This window comes from Rhodanobacter thiooxydans LCS2, from assembly GCF_000264375.1.
Classification (GTDB): Bacteria; Pseudomonadota; Gammaproteobacteria; order Xanthomonadales; family Rhodanobacteraceae; genus Rhodanobacter; species Rhodanobacter thiooxydans.
In genome coordinates this window covers 115,636-130,652 of record NZ_AJXW01000043.1, presented here as the reverse complement: position 1 = coordinate 130,652, position 15,017 = coordinate 115,636, and the positions used below count along the sequence as shown (strand labels likewise).

At 66.2% G+C, this 15,017-nt stretch carries 14 protein-coding genes; 6 read left to right on the top strand and 8 right to left on the bottom strand.

Translation table 11 applies throughout. From position 1 onward, the window contains the following. Positions 1–88: 88 nt before the first annotated feature. From pilW to ndk, 3 genes are all read right to left on the bottom strand, one after another. The gene (pilW, locus tag UUA_RS09440; protein WP_008436263.1) at positions 89–877 is read right to left on the bottom strand and encodes a type IV pilus biogenesis/stability protein PilW; all 789 of its coding nucleotides are present in this window, start codon (positions 875–877) and stop codon (positions 89–91) included. After that, positions 867–1,997 carry a dual-specificity RNA methyltransferase RlmN gene (gene rlmN, locus UUA_RS09435; RefSeq protein ID WP_008436262.1) on the bottom strand — a complete coding sequence of 377 codons (1,131 nt, stop codon included), beginning with the start codon at positions 1,995–1,997 and terminating at the stop codon, positions 867–869. Before rlmN ends, pilW begins: the two co-directional genes overlap by 11 nt. A gap of 139 nt (positions 1,998–2,136) precedes the next feature. After that, the gene (gene ndk / locus UUA_RS09430; protein WP_008436261.1) at positions 2,137–2,562 is read right to left on the bottom strand and encodes a nucleoside-diphosphate kinase; all 426 of its coding nucleotides are present in this window, start codon (positions 2,560–2,562) and stop codon (positions 2,137–2,139) included. A gap of 219 nt (positions 2,563–2,781) precedes the next feature. Here ndk and UUA_RS09425 point away from each other — a divergent pair, with 219 nt between their 5' ends. The 3 genes from UUA_RS09425 to UUA_RS09415 all read left to right on the top strand — a co-directional run bounded on the left by UUA_RS09425 (position 2,782) and on the right by UUA_RS09415 (position 7,193). Continuing rightward, positions 2,782–3,408 (top strand): TetR/AcrR family transcriptional regulator, encoded by a 627-nt coding sequence (locus tag UUA_RS09425; protein ID WP_039953754.1) that lies wholly within the window; start codon positions 2,782–2,784, stop codon positions 3,406–3,408. Positions 3,409–3,445: 37 nt separating this feature from the next. Further along, positions 3,446–5,833 carry a 3-hydroxyacyl-CoA dehydrogenase/enoyl-CoA hydratase family protein gene (locus tag UUA_RS09420; RefSeq protein WP_008436259.1) on the top strand — a complete coding sequence of 796 codons (2,388 nt, stop codon included), beginning with the start codon at positions 3,446–3,448 and terminating at the stop codon, positions 5,831–5,833. Between the two features lie 154 nt (positions 5,834–5,987). After that, entirely contained in the window at positions 5,988–7,193 is a 1,206-nt protein-coding gene (locus UUA_RS09415) for an acetyl-CoA C-acyltransferase (RefSeq protein ID WP_008436258.1), read from the top strand. A 259-nt stretch (positions 7,194–7,452) separates the two neighbouring features. On the opposite strand, the gene UUA_RS09410 is transcribed toward UUA_RS09415, so the two are convergent. The 4 genes from UUA_RS09410 to UUA_RS19335 form a co-directional block, all read right to left on the bottom strand. After that, entirely contained in the window at positions 7,453–7,803 is a 351-nt protein-coding gene (locus UUA_RS09410) for a carboxymuconolactone decarboxylase family protein (RefSeq protein WP_008436257.1), read from the bottom strand. Positions 7,804–8,358: 555 nt separating this feature from the next. Beyond that, entirely contained in the window at positions 8,359–8,751 is a 393-nt protein-coding gene (locus UUA_RS09405) for a carboxypeptidase-like regulatory domain-containing protein (RefSeq protein WP_238533012.1), read from the bottom strand. Positions 8,752–9,054: 303 nt separating this feature from the next. Further along, positions 9,055–10,095: a hypothetical protein gene (locus UUA_RS09400; protein WP_238533011.1), complete on the bottom strand. Its 1,041-nt coding sequence runs from the start codon at positions 10,093–10,095 to the stop codon at positions 9,055–9,057. 135 nt (positions 10,096–10,230) lie between these two features. Then, a complete protein-coding gene (locus UUA_RS19335; protein ID WP_153022926.1) occupies positions 10,231–10,614 on the bottom strand; it encodes a hypothetical protein in 384 nt (127 codons plus the stop codon). A 170-nt stretch (positions 10,615–10,784) separates the two neighbouring features. On the opposite strand from UUA_RS19335, the gene UUA_RS09390 reads away from it, so the two are divergent. Beyond that, positions 10,785–11,180, top strand: a complete 396-nt coding sequence (locus tag UUA_RS09390; RefSeq protein WP_008436253.1) for a hypothetical protein — start codon at positions 10,785–10,787, stop codon at positions 11,178–11,180. A gap of 32 nt (positions 11,181–11,212) precedes the next feature. Here the strand turns inward: UUA_RS09390 and UUA_RS09385 are convergent, their stop codons facing one another. After that, a complete protein-coding gene (locus UUA_RS09385; protein WP_238533010.1) occupies positions 11,213–12,271 on the bottom strand; it encodes a hypothetical protein in 1,059 nt (352 codons plus the stop codon). A 273-nt stretch (positions 12,272–12,544) separates the two neighbouring features. Between UUA_RS09385 and UUA_RS09380 the strand changes: the two genes are divergently transcribed. Both UUA_RS09380 and UUA_RS09375 read left to right on the top strand, forming a co-directional pair. Beyond that, positions 12,545–14,125 (top strand): SDR family NAD(P)-dependent oxidoreductase, encoded by a 1,581-nt coding sequence (locus UUA_RS09380; protein ID WP_425476893.1) that lies wholly within the window; start codon positions 12,545–12,547, stop codon positions 14,123–14,125. Positions 14,126–14,229: 104 nt separating this feature from the next. Further along, complete coding sequence (locus UUA_RS09375; protein WP_235605942.1) at positions 14,230–14,946, top strand: pirin family protein; 717 nt, start codon at positions 14,230–14,232, stop codon at positions 14,944–14,946. Positions 14,947–15,017 lie beyond the last annotated feature (71 nt).

The following is a 15,017-nucleotide window of genomic DNA, read 5'->3' as shown; positions in this document are numbered from 1 at the left end:
GGCGCTACATTCAAGTCAGGCAAATGGATACCGAACAACCCTGGCTCACTTGAGCCCTGCTCGGGCGGTTGAGGCTGCTGCATGGAGGTCATGGGCTGGCAGTGGTGTCTACGGTGTGCGCCTGTTCCGAATCCGGGAACTGGCTGAGCAATCGCTTGCTGTAGGAACGGGCACCTTCCAGGTTGCCCAGTCGGGTTTCGATGTCGTGGCCTAGCTTGAGCGACGCGGCAGTCGGCTTGCCCAGCGCATCGTACCGCTGGAGGAAAGCCCTGGCGCGAAATGCATCCTTGTGCAGATAAAGCGTGTTGGCAAGCTGGAAGAGTGCCTCTGCATTATTGGGATTTCTTGCGATGGCGTCACGAAAACTCGCTTCGGCCCCGGCGACGTCGTTGGCGCGCAGCTGGCAGACGCCGGCGTTGGCCAGCGCCACGTCGGGGGTCTGGTAGAACGGATCGGCGACGGCTTTCTGGAAATACTGGTTCGCCTCGGCGATCTTGCCGGTGTGGCAAAGGAACACGCCGAGGTTGTTGTTCGGCGCGCCCTTGGCCGGTTCCAGCGCCACTGCCTTGCGGTAATGCTGCTCGGCTTCAGGCAGCTTGTTGATACGCTCGTACAGCACCGCGATCACGGTATGCGCCGGCGCGTAGTTGGGGTCGAACTGCAGTGCCTTGGTCAGTTTTTCCAGCGCGGTCTGCAGGTCGCCGTTGGCCATGTAGCGCTGGCCCAGCTCGGTATGGATCCGCGCGGCGTCTTCCGCCTGATCCGCCTTGCTGCTCTGCGGCATGCTCTTGCCCAGCGAGCTGCTGTCGGTGTGCGTGGTGACGCAGCCGGCCAGCGGCAACAGCAGGCTGAAGATCACGGCCCGGTCAAATCGCATGCGTTGCCCCCTCGTCCTGCCGTTTGCGGATATCGGCGCTGCGCCGGGTGCGGTCGGTGACCTGCCCGGCCAGTTGGCCGCAGGCAGCATCGATGTCGTCGCCGCGGGTGCGCCGCAACATGGTCAGCACGCCGGCATTCAACAGCTGTGTCTGGAACTGGTGGATGTCTTCCGGGGCCGAGCGCTTGAACTGGGTACCCGGAAAAGGGTTGAACGGGATCAGGTTGACCTTGCAGGTCGGCAGCTTGCGCATCAGCTTGATCAGCTGGCGGGCATGCTCGGGCTGGTCGTTGACGCCCTGCATCAAGGTGTACTCGAAGGTGATCGAGGTGCGCGGCTTGCGTGCAATCCAGCGCTGGCAGGCCGCCAGCAGCTCGGCGAGCGGATAGCGCTTGTTGATGGGCATCAGCTCGGTGCGCAGCTCGTCGTTGGCCGCGTGCAGCGACACCGCCAGCGACACATCGATCGCATCCGACAACTGGTCGATCAGCGGCACCAGACCGGCGGTGGACAGCGTGACACGCTTCGCCGCCAGGCCGAAGCCAAGGTCGTCGCGCATCAGCTTCATCGCCTTCAGCACGTTGTCGAAATTGGCCAGCGGCTCGCCCATGCCCATCATCACCACGTTGGTGATGCGGCGATTCTGGTGGGTGACGTTGCCCAGGTACTTCGCCGCCACCCACACCTGGCCGATGATCTCGGCGGTGGACAGGTTGCGGTTGAAGCCCTGCGCACCGGTGGAGCAGAATTGGCAGTTCAGCGCGCAGCCGATCTGTGAGGAGACGCACAAGGTGCCGCGGGTCGGCTCGGGGATGTAAACCGTCTCGATCGCGTTGCCGCTGTCCATGCCGAGCAGCCACTTGTGCGTGCCGTCGGTGGCCACCTTGTCCAGCAGCGTCTTCGGCGCGCCGATGTAGCAGGCCTCGGTGAGCTTGGCGCGCAGCGCCTTGCCCACGTCGGTCATGTTCTCGAAGTTGTCTTCCAGGTCGTGGTAGATCCACTTCATCACCTGCTCGGCGCGATACGGCTTCTCGCCGATCTGCGTGAAGAAATCACGCAGACCCTGGCGATCGAAGTCGAGCAGGTTGACCTTGTTCGAGCTGGCAACAACTTGGTTCAAGTAAACGCTCTTATTTGAATAGTGCGGCCACGGATGGCCGCTTTTTGATCTTCGCGTTCAAGGATGAACGCACTTGTTTCAACTGTGCGGCCACGGATAGCCGCTATTTGGTTTTCGCGTTCACGAATGAACGCACCAATTAACGCGACAGGACATCCGTTGCCGCGAAAAAATATGCGATCTCCACCTTGGCGGTGTCAGTGGCGTCGGAGCCATGCACGGCATTGGCGTCAATCGACTCGGCGAAGTCGGCGCGAATCGTGCCCGGCGCGGCTTCCTTCGGATTGGTGGCGCCCATCAGGTCGCGGTGGGCCAGCACGGCGTTCTCGCCTTCCAGCACGCTGATCATTACTGGACCGGAGATCATGAACTCGACCAGCGCCTTGAAAAACGGGCGCTCGCGGTGTACCGCATAGAAACCTTCCGCCTCGGCGCGTGACAGCTGCTTCATGCGCGCGGCGACAATCTTCAGGCCGGCTTTTTCAAAGCGAGCATAGATTTCACCAATGACGTTCTTGGCAACGGCATCGGGTTTGATGATGGAAAGAGTGCGCTCCAGCGCCATACGGGTCTGCTCCGGGAAAACGGATGGATGGGAAAAGAGGTAGGCCGGCAGGCCGGCGAGTGGCCAATTCCGACTTGGATTGCGGGTTTAGCCCACGAAAGTCTGACAGATTCTAACTCATACGCAAGTCGCCGGCGGCTGGCGACAAACGCCCGTTTGACGGCCGACAAGCTGTCCGCGTATGCTCAAACGATCGTTTGAACGGCCTCTGGCCGATGGATGGTTCCGCCCGTGAACAGCTCCGGCTCGACCAAGGAACGGATACTCGGCGCCGCCGAACTCCTGTTCGCCCAGCGCGGCTTCGATGGCGCCTCGCTGCGCCAGCTCACTGCCGCGGCCGGGGTCAATCTGGCTGCCGTCAACTACCACTTCGGCTCCAAGGACAAGCTGGTCGAGGAAGTGTTCCGGCGCCGGCTGGATGCCTTGAACGAACGCCGCCTGACCGCCCTGTCCTGCCTCGCCGGAGCGCCGCAGACTACCCTCGAGGAGGTGCTGGAGGCGTTCATCCGCCCTGCCCTGGACCTCTCGCACGATGACAGCGGCGCCTTGTTCATGCGCGTGCTGGCCCGTGCGTTCGCCGAACACGACGATACCCTGCGCCAGTTCCTGTCGGCGAACTACGGCCACGTGATGCGCCAGTTCACCGCCGAATTCGCGCGCCTGCTGCCGCAGTTGAGCAAGGAAGAGCTGTACTGGCGCATCGACCTGGTCACCGGCGCGCTGACCCATGCGATGTCCGGCTTCGGCATGATCCAGCGCAAGAGCGACGTCAGCGAGCACGCGCACCGCGAGCAGACCGCGCAGCACCTGATCCGTTTCGCCGTCGCCGGGCTCGGCCATCCCTGATCCATCTGTCCCACCCTTTGCACATCCGGAGAAGCCAATGACCGCTGCATACTCACCCACATCAGCGCTGCGCATCCGCAAGGCTGCCGTGCTGGGCGCCGGTGTCATGGGCGCGCAGATCGCCGCGCACCTGACCAACGCCGGCGTCGAAACCGTGCTGTTCGACCTGCCCGCGAAGGAAGGTCCGAAGAGCGGCATTGCGCTGAAGGCCATCGCCAACCTGGCCAGGCTGTCGCCCGCGCCGCTGGCCGACAAGAACCTCGCCACCGCGATCATCCCGGCCAACTATGACGAGGACATGGCGCACTTGAAGGATGTCGACCTGGTGATCGAGGCGATCGCCGAGCGCATGGACTGGAAGCTGGACCTGTACCGGAAGATCGCCCCGCACCTGTCGGCGACCGCGATCATCGCCTCCAACACCTCCGGCCTGTCGATCAACACGCTGGCCGAAGCGCTGCCGGAGGAGATGCGCCACCGCTTCTCGGGCGTGCACTTCTTCAACCCGCCGCGCTACATGCACCTGGTCGAGCTGATCCCCACCAAGCTCACCGACCAGAAGGTGGTCGACGGCCTTGAAGCTTTCCTCGTCACCACCGTCGGCAAGGGCGTGGTGATCGCCCGTGACACGCCCAACTTCATCGGCAATCGCATCGGCGTGTTCTCGATGCTGGCCACCATGCACCACACCGAACAGTTCGGACTGGGCTTCGACGTGGTGGACGCGCTCACCGGCCCGGCCGTGGGCCGCCCCAAGAGCGCCACCTACCGCACCGCCGACGTGGTCGGCCTGGATACCATGGCCCACGTCATCAAGACCATGGCCGACACCCTGCCCGACGATCCGTGGCACCAGTATTTCAAGGCGCCGGTGTGGCTGGCCGGCCTGATCGAAAAAGGCGCGCTGGGCCAGAAGACTGGCGCGGGCTTCTACCGCAAGGCCGGCAAGGACATCGTCGTGCTTGACGTGGCCAAGCAGGATTACCGCGTTTCCGAGCAGAAGGCCTCGGACGAAGTGGCCGCCATCCTCGCCATCAAGGATCCCGCCGAGAAATTCGCCAAGCTGCGTGCCAGCAGCGACAGGCAGGCGCAGTTCCTGTGGGCCACCTTCCGCGACCTGTTCCACTACACCGCCTATCACCTGGCCGACATCGCCGACACCGCGCGCGACGTGGATTTCGCGATCCGCTGGGGCTACGGCTGGAAGCTCGGCCCGTTCGAGACCTGGCAGGCTGCCGGCTGGCAGCAGGTGGCGCAGTGGATCGCCGAAGACATCGCCGCCGGCAAGGCAATGAGCAAGGCGCCGCTGCCCGCGTGGGTCACCGACGGCCGCAGCGGCGTGCATGGCAAGGCCGGTTCGTACTCGGCCAGCGCCAGGACCGACAAGCCGCGCTCGCAGCAACCGGTCTACCAGCGCCAGTTGTTCCCCGATCCGATCCTGGGTGAGAAGTTCGACCAGGGCAGCACCGTGTGGGAGAACGAGGGCATCCGCCTGTGGACGCTGGGCGACGATGGCATCGGCATCATCTCGTTCAAGACCAAGATGCACACGGTCAACGACCACGTGCTCGACGGCATCCAGCACGCCATCGGCATCGCCGAGGAGAAGCTCAAGGCGGTGGTGATCTGGCAGACCGGCGAGCCGTTCTCCGCCGGCGCCGACCTCAAGGGCGCGCTGGGCCTGCTGCAGGCCGGCAAGTTCGACGACTTCGAGAAGATGGTCGCCAACTTCCAGCGCACCAGCATGCGCATCAAGCACTCGCTGGTGCCGGTGGTCTCCGCCGTGCGCGGCCTGGCGCTCGGCGGCGGCTGCGAGTTCCAGATGCACTCCGCCCGGACTGTTGCGGCACTCGAAAGCTACATCGGCCTGGTTGAGGCCGGCGTGGGCCTGCTGCCGGCCGGCGGCGGCCTGCACGAGCTGGCCGTACGCGCTGGCAAGGCCAACCCGGCCGATCCATTCGAGGAACTGAAGAAGGTGTTCGAGACCCTGGCGATGGCCAAGGTCTCGCCCAGCGCGATCGAGGCCAAGGCCATGGGCCTGCTGCGTGACAGCGACGTGGTGGTGTTCAACGCCTACGAGCTGCTCTACGTGGCCAAGCAGGTGGCGAACTCGCTGGCTGAATCCGGCTGGCGCCCGCCGCTGTACCAGCGCGCCATCCCGGTCGCCGGCGACGTGGGCACCGCCACCTTCCGCGCCTCGCTGGCCAATCTGCAGGCCGGTTACTTCGCCTCCGAGCACGACGTGGAAATCGCCCGGCGCATCGCTGACACCCTGTGCGGCGGCGTGATCGAACGTGGCTCGCAGGTAGACGAGGAATGGCTGCTGGCACTGGAGCGCAAGCATTTCGTGGAACTGGCGAAAACCGAAAAGACCCAGGCACGTATCGCGCACACCATGACCACCGGCAAGCCACTCAGGAACTGACCGACCGCCACACCCATGCCGTCATCCCAGCGCAAGCTGGGATCCAGCGACTTCAAGGCACCAAGCCAAGACACTGGATTCCGGCTTTCACCGGAATGACGATCAAAACAAAAGCGCGTCGCCGCGGTTCGCGCGACGCCACGGAGCAAATCCCATGACCAAGCAAGTGCAAGACGCCTACATCGTCGCCGCCACCCGCACCCCGGTCGGCAAGGCGCCGCGCGGCGTGTTTCGCAACACCCGTCCGGACGACATGCTCGCCCACGTGATCCGCGCCGTGATGGCGCAATACCCCGGCATCGATCCGCACCAGATCGGCGACGTCATCATCGGCTGCGCCATGCCCGAGGCCGAGCAAGGCATGAACGTGGCGCGTATCGGCCTGCTGCTCGCCGGCCTGCCCGACACCGTGCCCGGCGTCACCGTCAACCGCTTCTGCTCCTCCGGCCTGCAATCGGTGGCAATGGCCGCCGACCGCATCCGCCTGGGCCTGGACGACCTGATGCTCGCCGGCGGTACCGAGAGCATGAGCATGGTGCCGATGATGGGCCACAAGGTGGCGATGAACCCGGCCATCTTCGACAACGAACACATCGGCATCGCCTACGGCATGGGCATCACCGCCGAGAACGTGGCGAAAAAGTGGAAGGTCAGCCGCGAGCAGCAGGACGCGTTCTCGGTGGAAAGCCACCGCCGTGCGCTGGCCGCCCAGGCCGCCGGCGAATTCAAGGACGAGATCACCCCGTTCCAGCTCGCCGACCACTACCCCGACCTCGCCACCCGCGGCATCGTCACCGACAGTCGCCTGATCGGCAACGACGAGGGCCCGCGCGCGGGCACCACGCTGGAAGTGCTGGCCAAGCTCAAGACCGTGTTCCGCAACGGCCAGTTCGGCGGCACCGTCACCGCCGGCAACTCCAGCCAGATGTCCGACGGCGCCGGCGCCGTGCTGCTGGCCAGCGAAAAGGCGATCAAGCAATACAACCTGCAACCGCTGGCCCGCTTCGTCGGCTTCTCCGTCGCCGGCGTGCCGCCCGAGGTGATGGGCATCGGCCCGAAGGAAGCAATCCCCAAGGCGCTCGCACAAACCGGCATCAAGCAGGACCAGCTCGACTGGATCGAACTCAACGAAGCCTTCGCCGCCCAGGCGCTGGCCGTGATGGGCGATCTCAAGCTCGACCCGGCCAAGGTCAACCCGCTCGGCGGCGCGATCGCGCTCGGCCATCCGCTCGGCGCCACTGGTGCCGTACGCATCGCTACGCTGGTGCACGGCATGCGCCGGCGCAAGCAGAAGTACGGCATGGTCACCATGTGCATCGGCACCGGCATGGGTGCGGCGGGGATTTTCGAGGCGCTCTAAAGTTCGTCATTCCGGCGAAGGCCGGAATCGCACTGCCCTACGCCTTCAGGCCACCGGATCAAGTGCGATCCCGGCCTTCGCCGGGATGACGGCCGGGAGGGTTACAGGAATGATCACCGTGAAACGCACGGCGTGGATTTATCCCGGACAACAGTGGGCGAAGGCCGGAATCCAAAACAGGAACGGCGCCGTTGAGAAGCGGTGCCGTTCTTTATTTTCGGGGACTCCGCCAAAACGGTAGTCCAGTCCACCGTGCAGGTCAGCTCTTGCCGCCGAACTCTTCCCATGCGCGCAACGCATCAGCCGCATACATCAGCGACGGCCCGCCGCCCATGTACACCGCCACCGCCAGCGTCTCGGTGAGCTGCTCATGGCTGGCGCCCAGGCGCACCAGCGCCTTTACGTGAAAACCGATGCAGCCATCGCAATGGCTCGCGACACCGATCGACAACGCCATCAGTTCCTTGTCGATCGCCGACAGCACGCCCGGCTCCAGCGCCGCCTTCGACATCGCCGAAAACCCGTTCATCGTGCCTGGCTGCGCCGCGCGCAAGGTACCGATCGCCCTGCTTATATCCTGGGTGATTTCCTTGTAGGACTTGCTGGACATGAGTTCGCTCCGGGTGAGGGTGATGAGTCCAATCTAGGCCCAATTCAGGAGCATGGAAGCGGTTGCGACAGCGTGCCGCAAGTTCAATTTTCTCGGTCCCGGTTTCGCGGCCCCAACGGCGCTTCCGTCTCGGTCACGAAAGCGCGCCTGGCCCCATGCTGCAGGCAGTCAAGGCCCAATGTGAAGGGCAGTAGCCGCTCGTCGGCAAGAGATTTTCGATGTCCCGATGCCGTAACTCGCTCGGCCATGGCTGCGCCAGTCGAAGACGCGGATCAGCCCGGCCAGTTCGCAGTCGTCAGGGAGAAGGGCCAGCGTGCCGGAACCGCTAGGTTGTGCAGTCATGCAGGCCAGCCGTGGAAAGTGGCGATCGGTGCGGGGCACGAACCCTACCCTGATTGGCGCGACGACCGCAGCGGAGTTGCCTGGCGCCGTCCGGCGCCAGGCAACTATTCACCAGCACGGGTGCAAGCCGGTAGACGGCCGCGGCAACGGTTCGCTCATTCCTCCGGGCGGGCGCCCGGACTTGCTGCCGGTGTCGGCCCGATTGTCATCACGTCACGGCTTGCTTGCGAGCGGCGCACAGTTCTGGATGCAGTGAAAGTCGACCTTGATGCCGCGGTCCACCACGACTGGCACGTTCAGGTGTTTGACTATGGGCCGGCCGTTCTCTTCCAGGGTCACCGTGTAATTGCCCACCGGCAGTGGTCCGATGTAGTAGCGGCCCTTGGCATCCACCTGGCCCCGGCGCAACAACCCCGACGTGGTGCTTTGCGCCGAGACGGTGTCGCCGGCCGGTGCCTTGCCGAAGATATTGCCCATGGTGGCCTGCGCGAAGGCTGTGGCGGATCCCGCCGCACATGCGCCGATGAGCGTGATCATCGCAAGACACCGAAGCGGAAAGCCGCGGAGGCGCCGGGGAGGATGGCTCGGGAGGGAGTGCTTGTTCATGGAATTTTCCTGATTTCGTTGAAACGACAGGGACATGAGCCCGCCAGCTTGCCTGGCCATCCGCTCATGGAAATTCCGGACGGCCGCCTGCTGGGCCTGGGGATGGCCACCGTGGCAGGCATCGATTTCACTCTCCGTCCGCGGCCATCGGGAGCCGCGCGGCCACACGCGATGGTTGCGCGCAGCCTATGCCGCGTCAGGCCGGCGCCGAAGGGTCAGAGGTCATTGAAGGTCGGAAGTCATGCATCCGTGAAGTTGCAGCGGTGCGCACCCGTTTTTGCGGCAACCGCTCGACCCGCGGGTTCAGCCGTTCTTTTCCTGTGCCTGTTTGACTGGCCACGGCGCGACGCGCCAGCAGGCGTTGTAGAAATCCTTGATGGCCTGCCGGGCCGGATAGAGCACGAAGGTGGCACCGTAGCGGAACGCGCTGCGCCGACCGCCGACCCATGCGCCGATGGAGCTCGACGAAAGCAACCGCCCCAGCTCGCCAGGCGGCCACGGCCGGCTGATCACCACGGCGCTATCGACGACGCGCGCGGCACCGCGCGGTTCGACCAGCACAGGCTGGCGATCGACCTCGAAATACGATCGCGTTTCGTGCGCCACGATCTGCGCGGCGCGGGTGGCACCCACCTGGTCATAGGCGGTGAGCGTCACGCTGCCCGGCTGACATTGCAGGACGAGCCGATAGGTGCCGCGCCGGTTCTCCTGATGCAGTTCCAGTGAAGGCGCCGGCGGCAACAGCCAGCTTTTCGTCTTCAAGGGTAGCCGGCCGTTGTTGGCCACGCCGGCGACGGTCATCTGGTCCGCGTCCAACCAGATCGGCGAATCGACAGCGGGCGCCGGCGGCGCAGCGAGAGCATCGAGGTCGATGCCCATCGCCTTGAGGTAGGCGTCCGCCTCCCCCTGCATCGGCTGGGCCGGCGCGGTAACAGCGGACCGGTGACGGATCAAACCGATGCGATCGCCGCCCGTGGGAGCCCAGCGGTAAAGGCCGCCAAAGTAGGCATAGGCGCATGCACCGCTGCAGACGGCGGCCTTCGCGCCCCGGTAGCCGCCACGCTTGCGCCGCGGCGTGCCCAGATGCGTCGTCATCGAGCTGGCGCGGAACAGGCGCCCCAGCGCCATGCCGGCGGCCAGCTCGCCCTGCGAGGAGTTCAGGTAGACGTCGGCCCCGGCGGGAACCTTGCCCGACTTCAGCAAAGCCTCGAACCGCTGCGGTGCATCGGCGTCGATCACGCCGTACAGATAAATCTGCGGCGCCCCGGCCAGCGTCACCGTCATGCGATCGTCGTTGACCTGGATGGCCATGCGCGGCGGCGTGGCATCCGCGTTGCTGCGCACTGCAACGCCTTCGGCGCGCGCCGCACTGACCAAGCCTGCATAGACGAGTAGCCACGAAGCGCAACCGACGAAGCGCGAGCAGCGTCGGCGTGCAGCGTTCTCGGATGGGCCGTATCGCACTGCTGCTCCCACGGTTCAAACGATGGAGTTTCGAAGCTGCAGGATGTCCCGCAGGTGAACGCGGGAGCGTGCCATGGGAACGTGATCGGCAGCAACGAGAAGCGCGCCTTCCACACGACAGACCCGGTCGATCGTCGCCATACTGCAGTGGACGCCGCAGCCGACCACCACCAGCAGATTGTCCCGGTCGATCCACGCGGTGGACTGCACGCCGGCCAGCGGGCGTACGGCAGCGCGGGCAGCCTCGGGGTTGATGCGGCGGGACCGATCGGCAACGCGCATGTCGCGCATCAGGTTCTGGTGCATCGCCTCGACATGCGCCTGCATGGCGCACTGGTTGCCGCTCAGGCCGGCCTGCTCGGCACCTGATGACACACGCTTCGCCTGTGCTGGCTGCACGCCCGGCGCGAACGTCCTGCTGCTGGAAGCTCCCGCCGCTGGCTGCGGCGCTGACCCGGGCCGCGCATGCTGCCGCCAGCCTGTTACCGCTGGCCGCTGTGGCGCAGGGCACGGGGCCGGCCACTGACGCGGCTGTGACACCATCGCCGCGCCACGGACGCATCCTGCGCATGCGTTTCAATGTGGCGCAGTCATTCTCGACGCGGGCGCGAGTCGAGGATGCCAGCGTCTACGGTACCCCGGAGGGCTTTCGCGGATACGCTCGGCCGGGGCGTTCGTTCTACGTCAACGCCGCCTGGGAATACAGCCTCAGCCGGCGCTGGGTGCTGGCGCTCGACCTCACCTGTTGGCGCAGTCATGGTGCCCGCGTACGCTGCGATGGGGCTGCGGGTTCGCCTGCCCTGCGCCTGGACGGGCGCTACAGCGAGGCGTTCGGCTTTGCGCCGGCGATCGAGTACAGCTGGAGTCCCACGCTGGGCGTGCTGTTTGGTACCCGTGTCATCACCGGCGGACGCAACACGCCAACCAGGATCACGCCCGCGCTGGCGATCAGCTACATGCACTGAGTTGCGCCGCGCCAGCCTGGGGCGCGAGGTGCTCAGCCGAAGGTGACGTGCGTCGGCTCCGGACGCACACCAGGACGCCGTCCGTCCACGAACGTGTGCAGGCGGCCGCCGACCACCGCGACCAGCGCACGGCCGGACAGCTGCATCGCCGGGAACGCCGCCGGCGACTTGGCCAGGCCAAGCTGATGCTCGGCGCGCATCCGCGCGCTCTTGGCGGCAAACCAGGCCTTCGGGCCGGCCAGCAGGGCGCCCGAATCGGACTCCGCCCGACGCGAGTCCTCGATGCTCCGGCGCAGGTGGGCCAGGTGGTGTTCGTTGAAGACCTCGCTCAGGGCAGCGATCTTGAACGGCGAGGCGGCGTACTCGTCGAGCAGGCTGCCCAGCGCGGCAACCACGCGCAATACGATCCGTCGGTTCACGCACTCCACGTGCGAGCTGCCGGTCGACACCTGCCAGATGCCGTCGAGGGCTTCGGCCAGCACAAGGTATTCGGCCTGGTTGAGCGGGCGGCGCGCCAGCGGGGTGCTGCGACGGTCGATCAGCCAGGCCTGGTCGGCGGCCGGCAGCGCGCGCGAGCGGCCTGCGACGCGGGCACGCGCCTCCTTCATCGACAGGTTCTCGTTGGCAGCCAGTCGCAGCGAGAGCGCCTCGCGGGTCAGCGGCTGCGTGCGCGTGGTGCCGTCGGCGCGGTACCAGCGGCGGTACTCCAGCGTGGCCGGGTGGAACATGTCGTGCGGCGGCCGCAGCGCGACGCACGCCTCGGCGGCGTAATCGAGTGCCGGCGCCATCGGCCGCAGGCCGGCGGCGTGGGCGGCAAGCACCCGCCCAAGCAGGATCTCGGCCACGACCAGGTGCCGATGACAGTCGGCCCGATGATCGGCCCCGCTTCGCGCGAAGTAGACGAAATGCACGCGAGCCGCGGGCCTGGTGTTGCCAGGCCGGAGGAGCGCCTTGGTGCCATGGCAACCTTGCCCGGCGATCCGGTGGCCGATCGGTAGCGCGCGGTGCGCGGTGGGCAGGTCGCCCAGCAGGGTATCGATGGAGGCAATAACAGCAGCAGTTCTGGCCTTGGCGGCCTCTTTCAGGGGCACACTTGCGGGGGTCGACACACTCACAAAAAACCTTCGCTGCTGAAAGGCAGCCACGATGCTCGACTCTGTCGCACCGCGCCGCCCGGGTACCGCTCATGCCGTCCCGCCTGGACAGCCACGACGCCACTTTTGCATTAGCCGTGCCACGAAAATGTGCACTGCTGCGCAATAATCGAACTTCGACTCTGCTTGAGCCGCGCCAGCGCTTTCCGGACCAGCACGGAAAACAGGCAAAATGGGCGGCTGGCGAGGCACCTGCCCGCCCCTACGACGATGGATCACCTCTTGACGACCGTGCCCGCCCCCACCTCCCTGCCCGATCATGCGGGCGCCGACCTGCTGGAGCGCCTGCGCGACGCCGCGGCACTGCTGGAATCGGCGGCAGCCGACCGGCAGTTGCTGGACCGGCTTCCGGCCGAGGATCGCCAACGCCTGCACCAGGCCGTGGCGCAGCTCTACCATCCCGACCCGGCGGCGCGCCGGATCAGGCTGAAGGCCGCCGAGAAGGCGCGCCACGCCTCGAAGGTGGAGGCCGAAGACACCGTGCTGAACCAGACCGGCATCCGCACTCTGCGCCGCAAGCCGGTGTTCACCACACCCAACGTGTTCGCGCCGGAAGGCTTCCTCCCGCACGACGTGCCGCCGGCGGCCGACGCCGCGCAACCGCGCGAGTCGGTCGAGCCGAAGCACTGCTATGTGTGCAAGCAGAAATACACGGCCATCCACTTCTTCTACGACCAGCTGTGCCCGGAGTGCGCCGCGTTCAACTACGCCAAGCGCGGCGAGCTGGCCGACCTGCGCGGCCGGGTGGCGCTGCTCACCGGCGGCCGCGTGAAAATCGGCTACCAGGCTGGGCTCAAGCTGCTGCGCGCCGGCGCCGAGCTGATCGTCACCACCCGCTTCCCGCGCGACTCGGCGGCGCGTTACGCGGAAGAACCCGACTTTGCCGAATGGGGCCACCGCCTGCAGGTCTACGGCCTGGACCTGCGCCACACGCCCAGCGTGGAGGCGTTCTGCCAGGAGCTGGTGGCGACGCGGCCACGGCTGGATTTCATCATCAACAACGCCTGCCAGACCGTGCGCCGCCCGCCGGAGTTCTACGCGCACATGATGGAAGGCGAGACCGCCGCGCTGCATGAACTGCCCGAGCATGTGCGCCGGCTGGTAGGCCACTACGAGGGCCTGCGCGGCGCGGAGATCCTGCCCGGCAGCACCGCGCTGGCCAGCCGAGCTCCGGAACTGGCCGGCCTGACCCGCGCCGCCGAGCTGTCGCAAGTGCCGCTGCTGCCGGAAGAGCTGCTGGCGCAGAGCCACCTGTTCCCCGAAGGTCGGCTGGACCAGGACCTGCAGCAGGTCGATCTGCGCCAGCGCAATTCGTGGCGGCTGCTGATGGCCGAGGTGCCATCGGTGGAGTTGCTGGAGGTGCAGCTGGTGAACGCAATCGCGCCGTTCATCATCAACGCGCGGCTGAAGCCGCTGATGCTGCGCACCGGCGAGCGCGACAAGCACATCGTCAACGTGTCGGCGATGGAAGGCCAGTTCTACCGCAGCTTCAAGACCACCCGCCACCCGCACACCAACATGGCCAAGGCCGCGCTGAACATGATGACGCGCACCTCGGCCACCGATTACCACAACGACGGCATCCACATGAACAGCGTCGACACCGGCTGGGTGACCGACGAGGACCCGGCCGAGCTGGCCGCGAAAAAGGTGCTGCAGGAACGCTTCCACCCGCCACTGGACATCGTCGATGGCGCCGCCCGCATCGTCGACCCGATCATCCACGGCATCAACACCGGCGAGCACGTGTGGGGCCAGTTCCTGAAGGACTACCGGCCGACGGACTGGTGAGTCCACTGGCGCCGAAACGACGACGGTCCGTTTCCTTCGCGCCGGTTTCAGATGCCGCTGCGTAGCCTTATGTTGGAAACGGGCGCCATCCGGCGCGATCAAGCATGAGGGGTACCGCTGTGATTGAACGCAGACCTTTCGACCGCCTGGGCGGAGCCGACCACGGCTGGCTCAAGGCGAAACACCACTTCTCGTTCGCCGGCTACCACGACGCGAGCCGCATGGGCTGGGGCGCGCTGCGCGTATGGAACGACGACACCATCGCACCGCAGACCGGCTTTCCGCCGCATCCGCATGCGGACATGGAGATCATCACCTATGTGCGCGAAGGCGCGATCAGCCATCAGGACAGCCTTGGCAACGCCGGCCGCACCGAAGCCGGCGACGTGCAGGTGATGAGCGCCGGCACCGGCATCACCCATAGCGAGTACAACCGCGAGAACGTGACCACGCGCATCTTCCAGATCTGGATCATCCCCGACGAGAACGGCAAGCCGCCGTCATGGGGCGCGCGGCCGTTCCCCAAGGGTGACCGCTCGGGCCGCTTCGTGGCACTGGCCAGCGGCTTCAAGGAAGACACCGAGGCGTTGCCGCTGCGTACCAATGCGCGCGTGCTGGGCGCCACGCTCAAGGCCGGCGAAAGCGTCGCGTACGCGCTGGAGCGTGGCCGCTACGCCTACCTGGTGCCGGCCACCGGCAAGGTGGACGTCAACGGTGTGAAGCTGGATGCCCGCGACGGCGCGGCGATCCGCGACGAGGCCACGCTGCACATCACCGCGATCGAGGATGCCGAGCTGGTGCTGGTGGACACCGCACCCTGAGCTTCGCATGGCGGTCGACGCCATGCCGGCACCAGCCGGCATGGCAGCACTTCGATTCGACCGCAAGACCC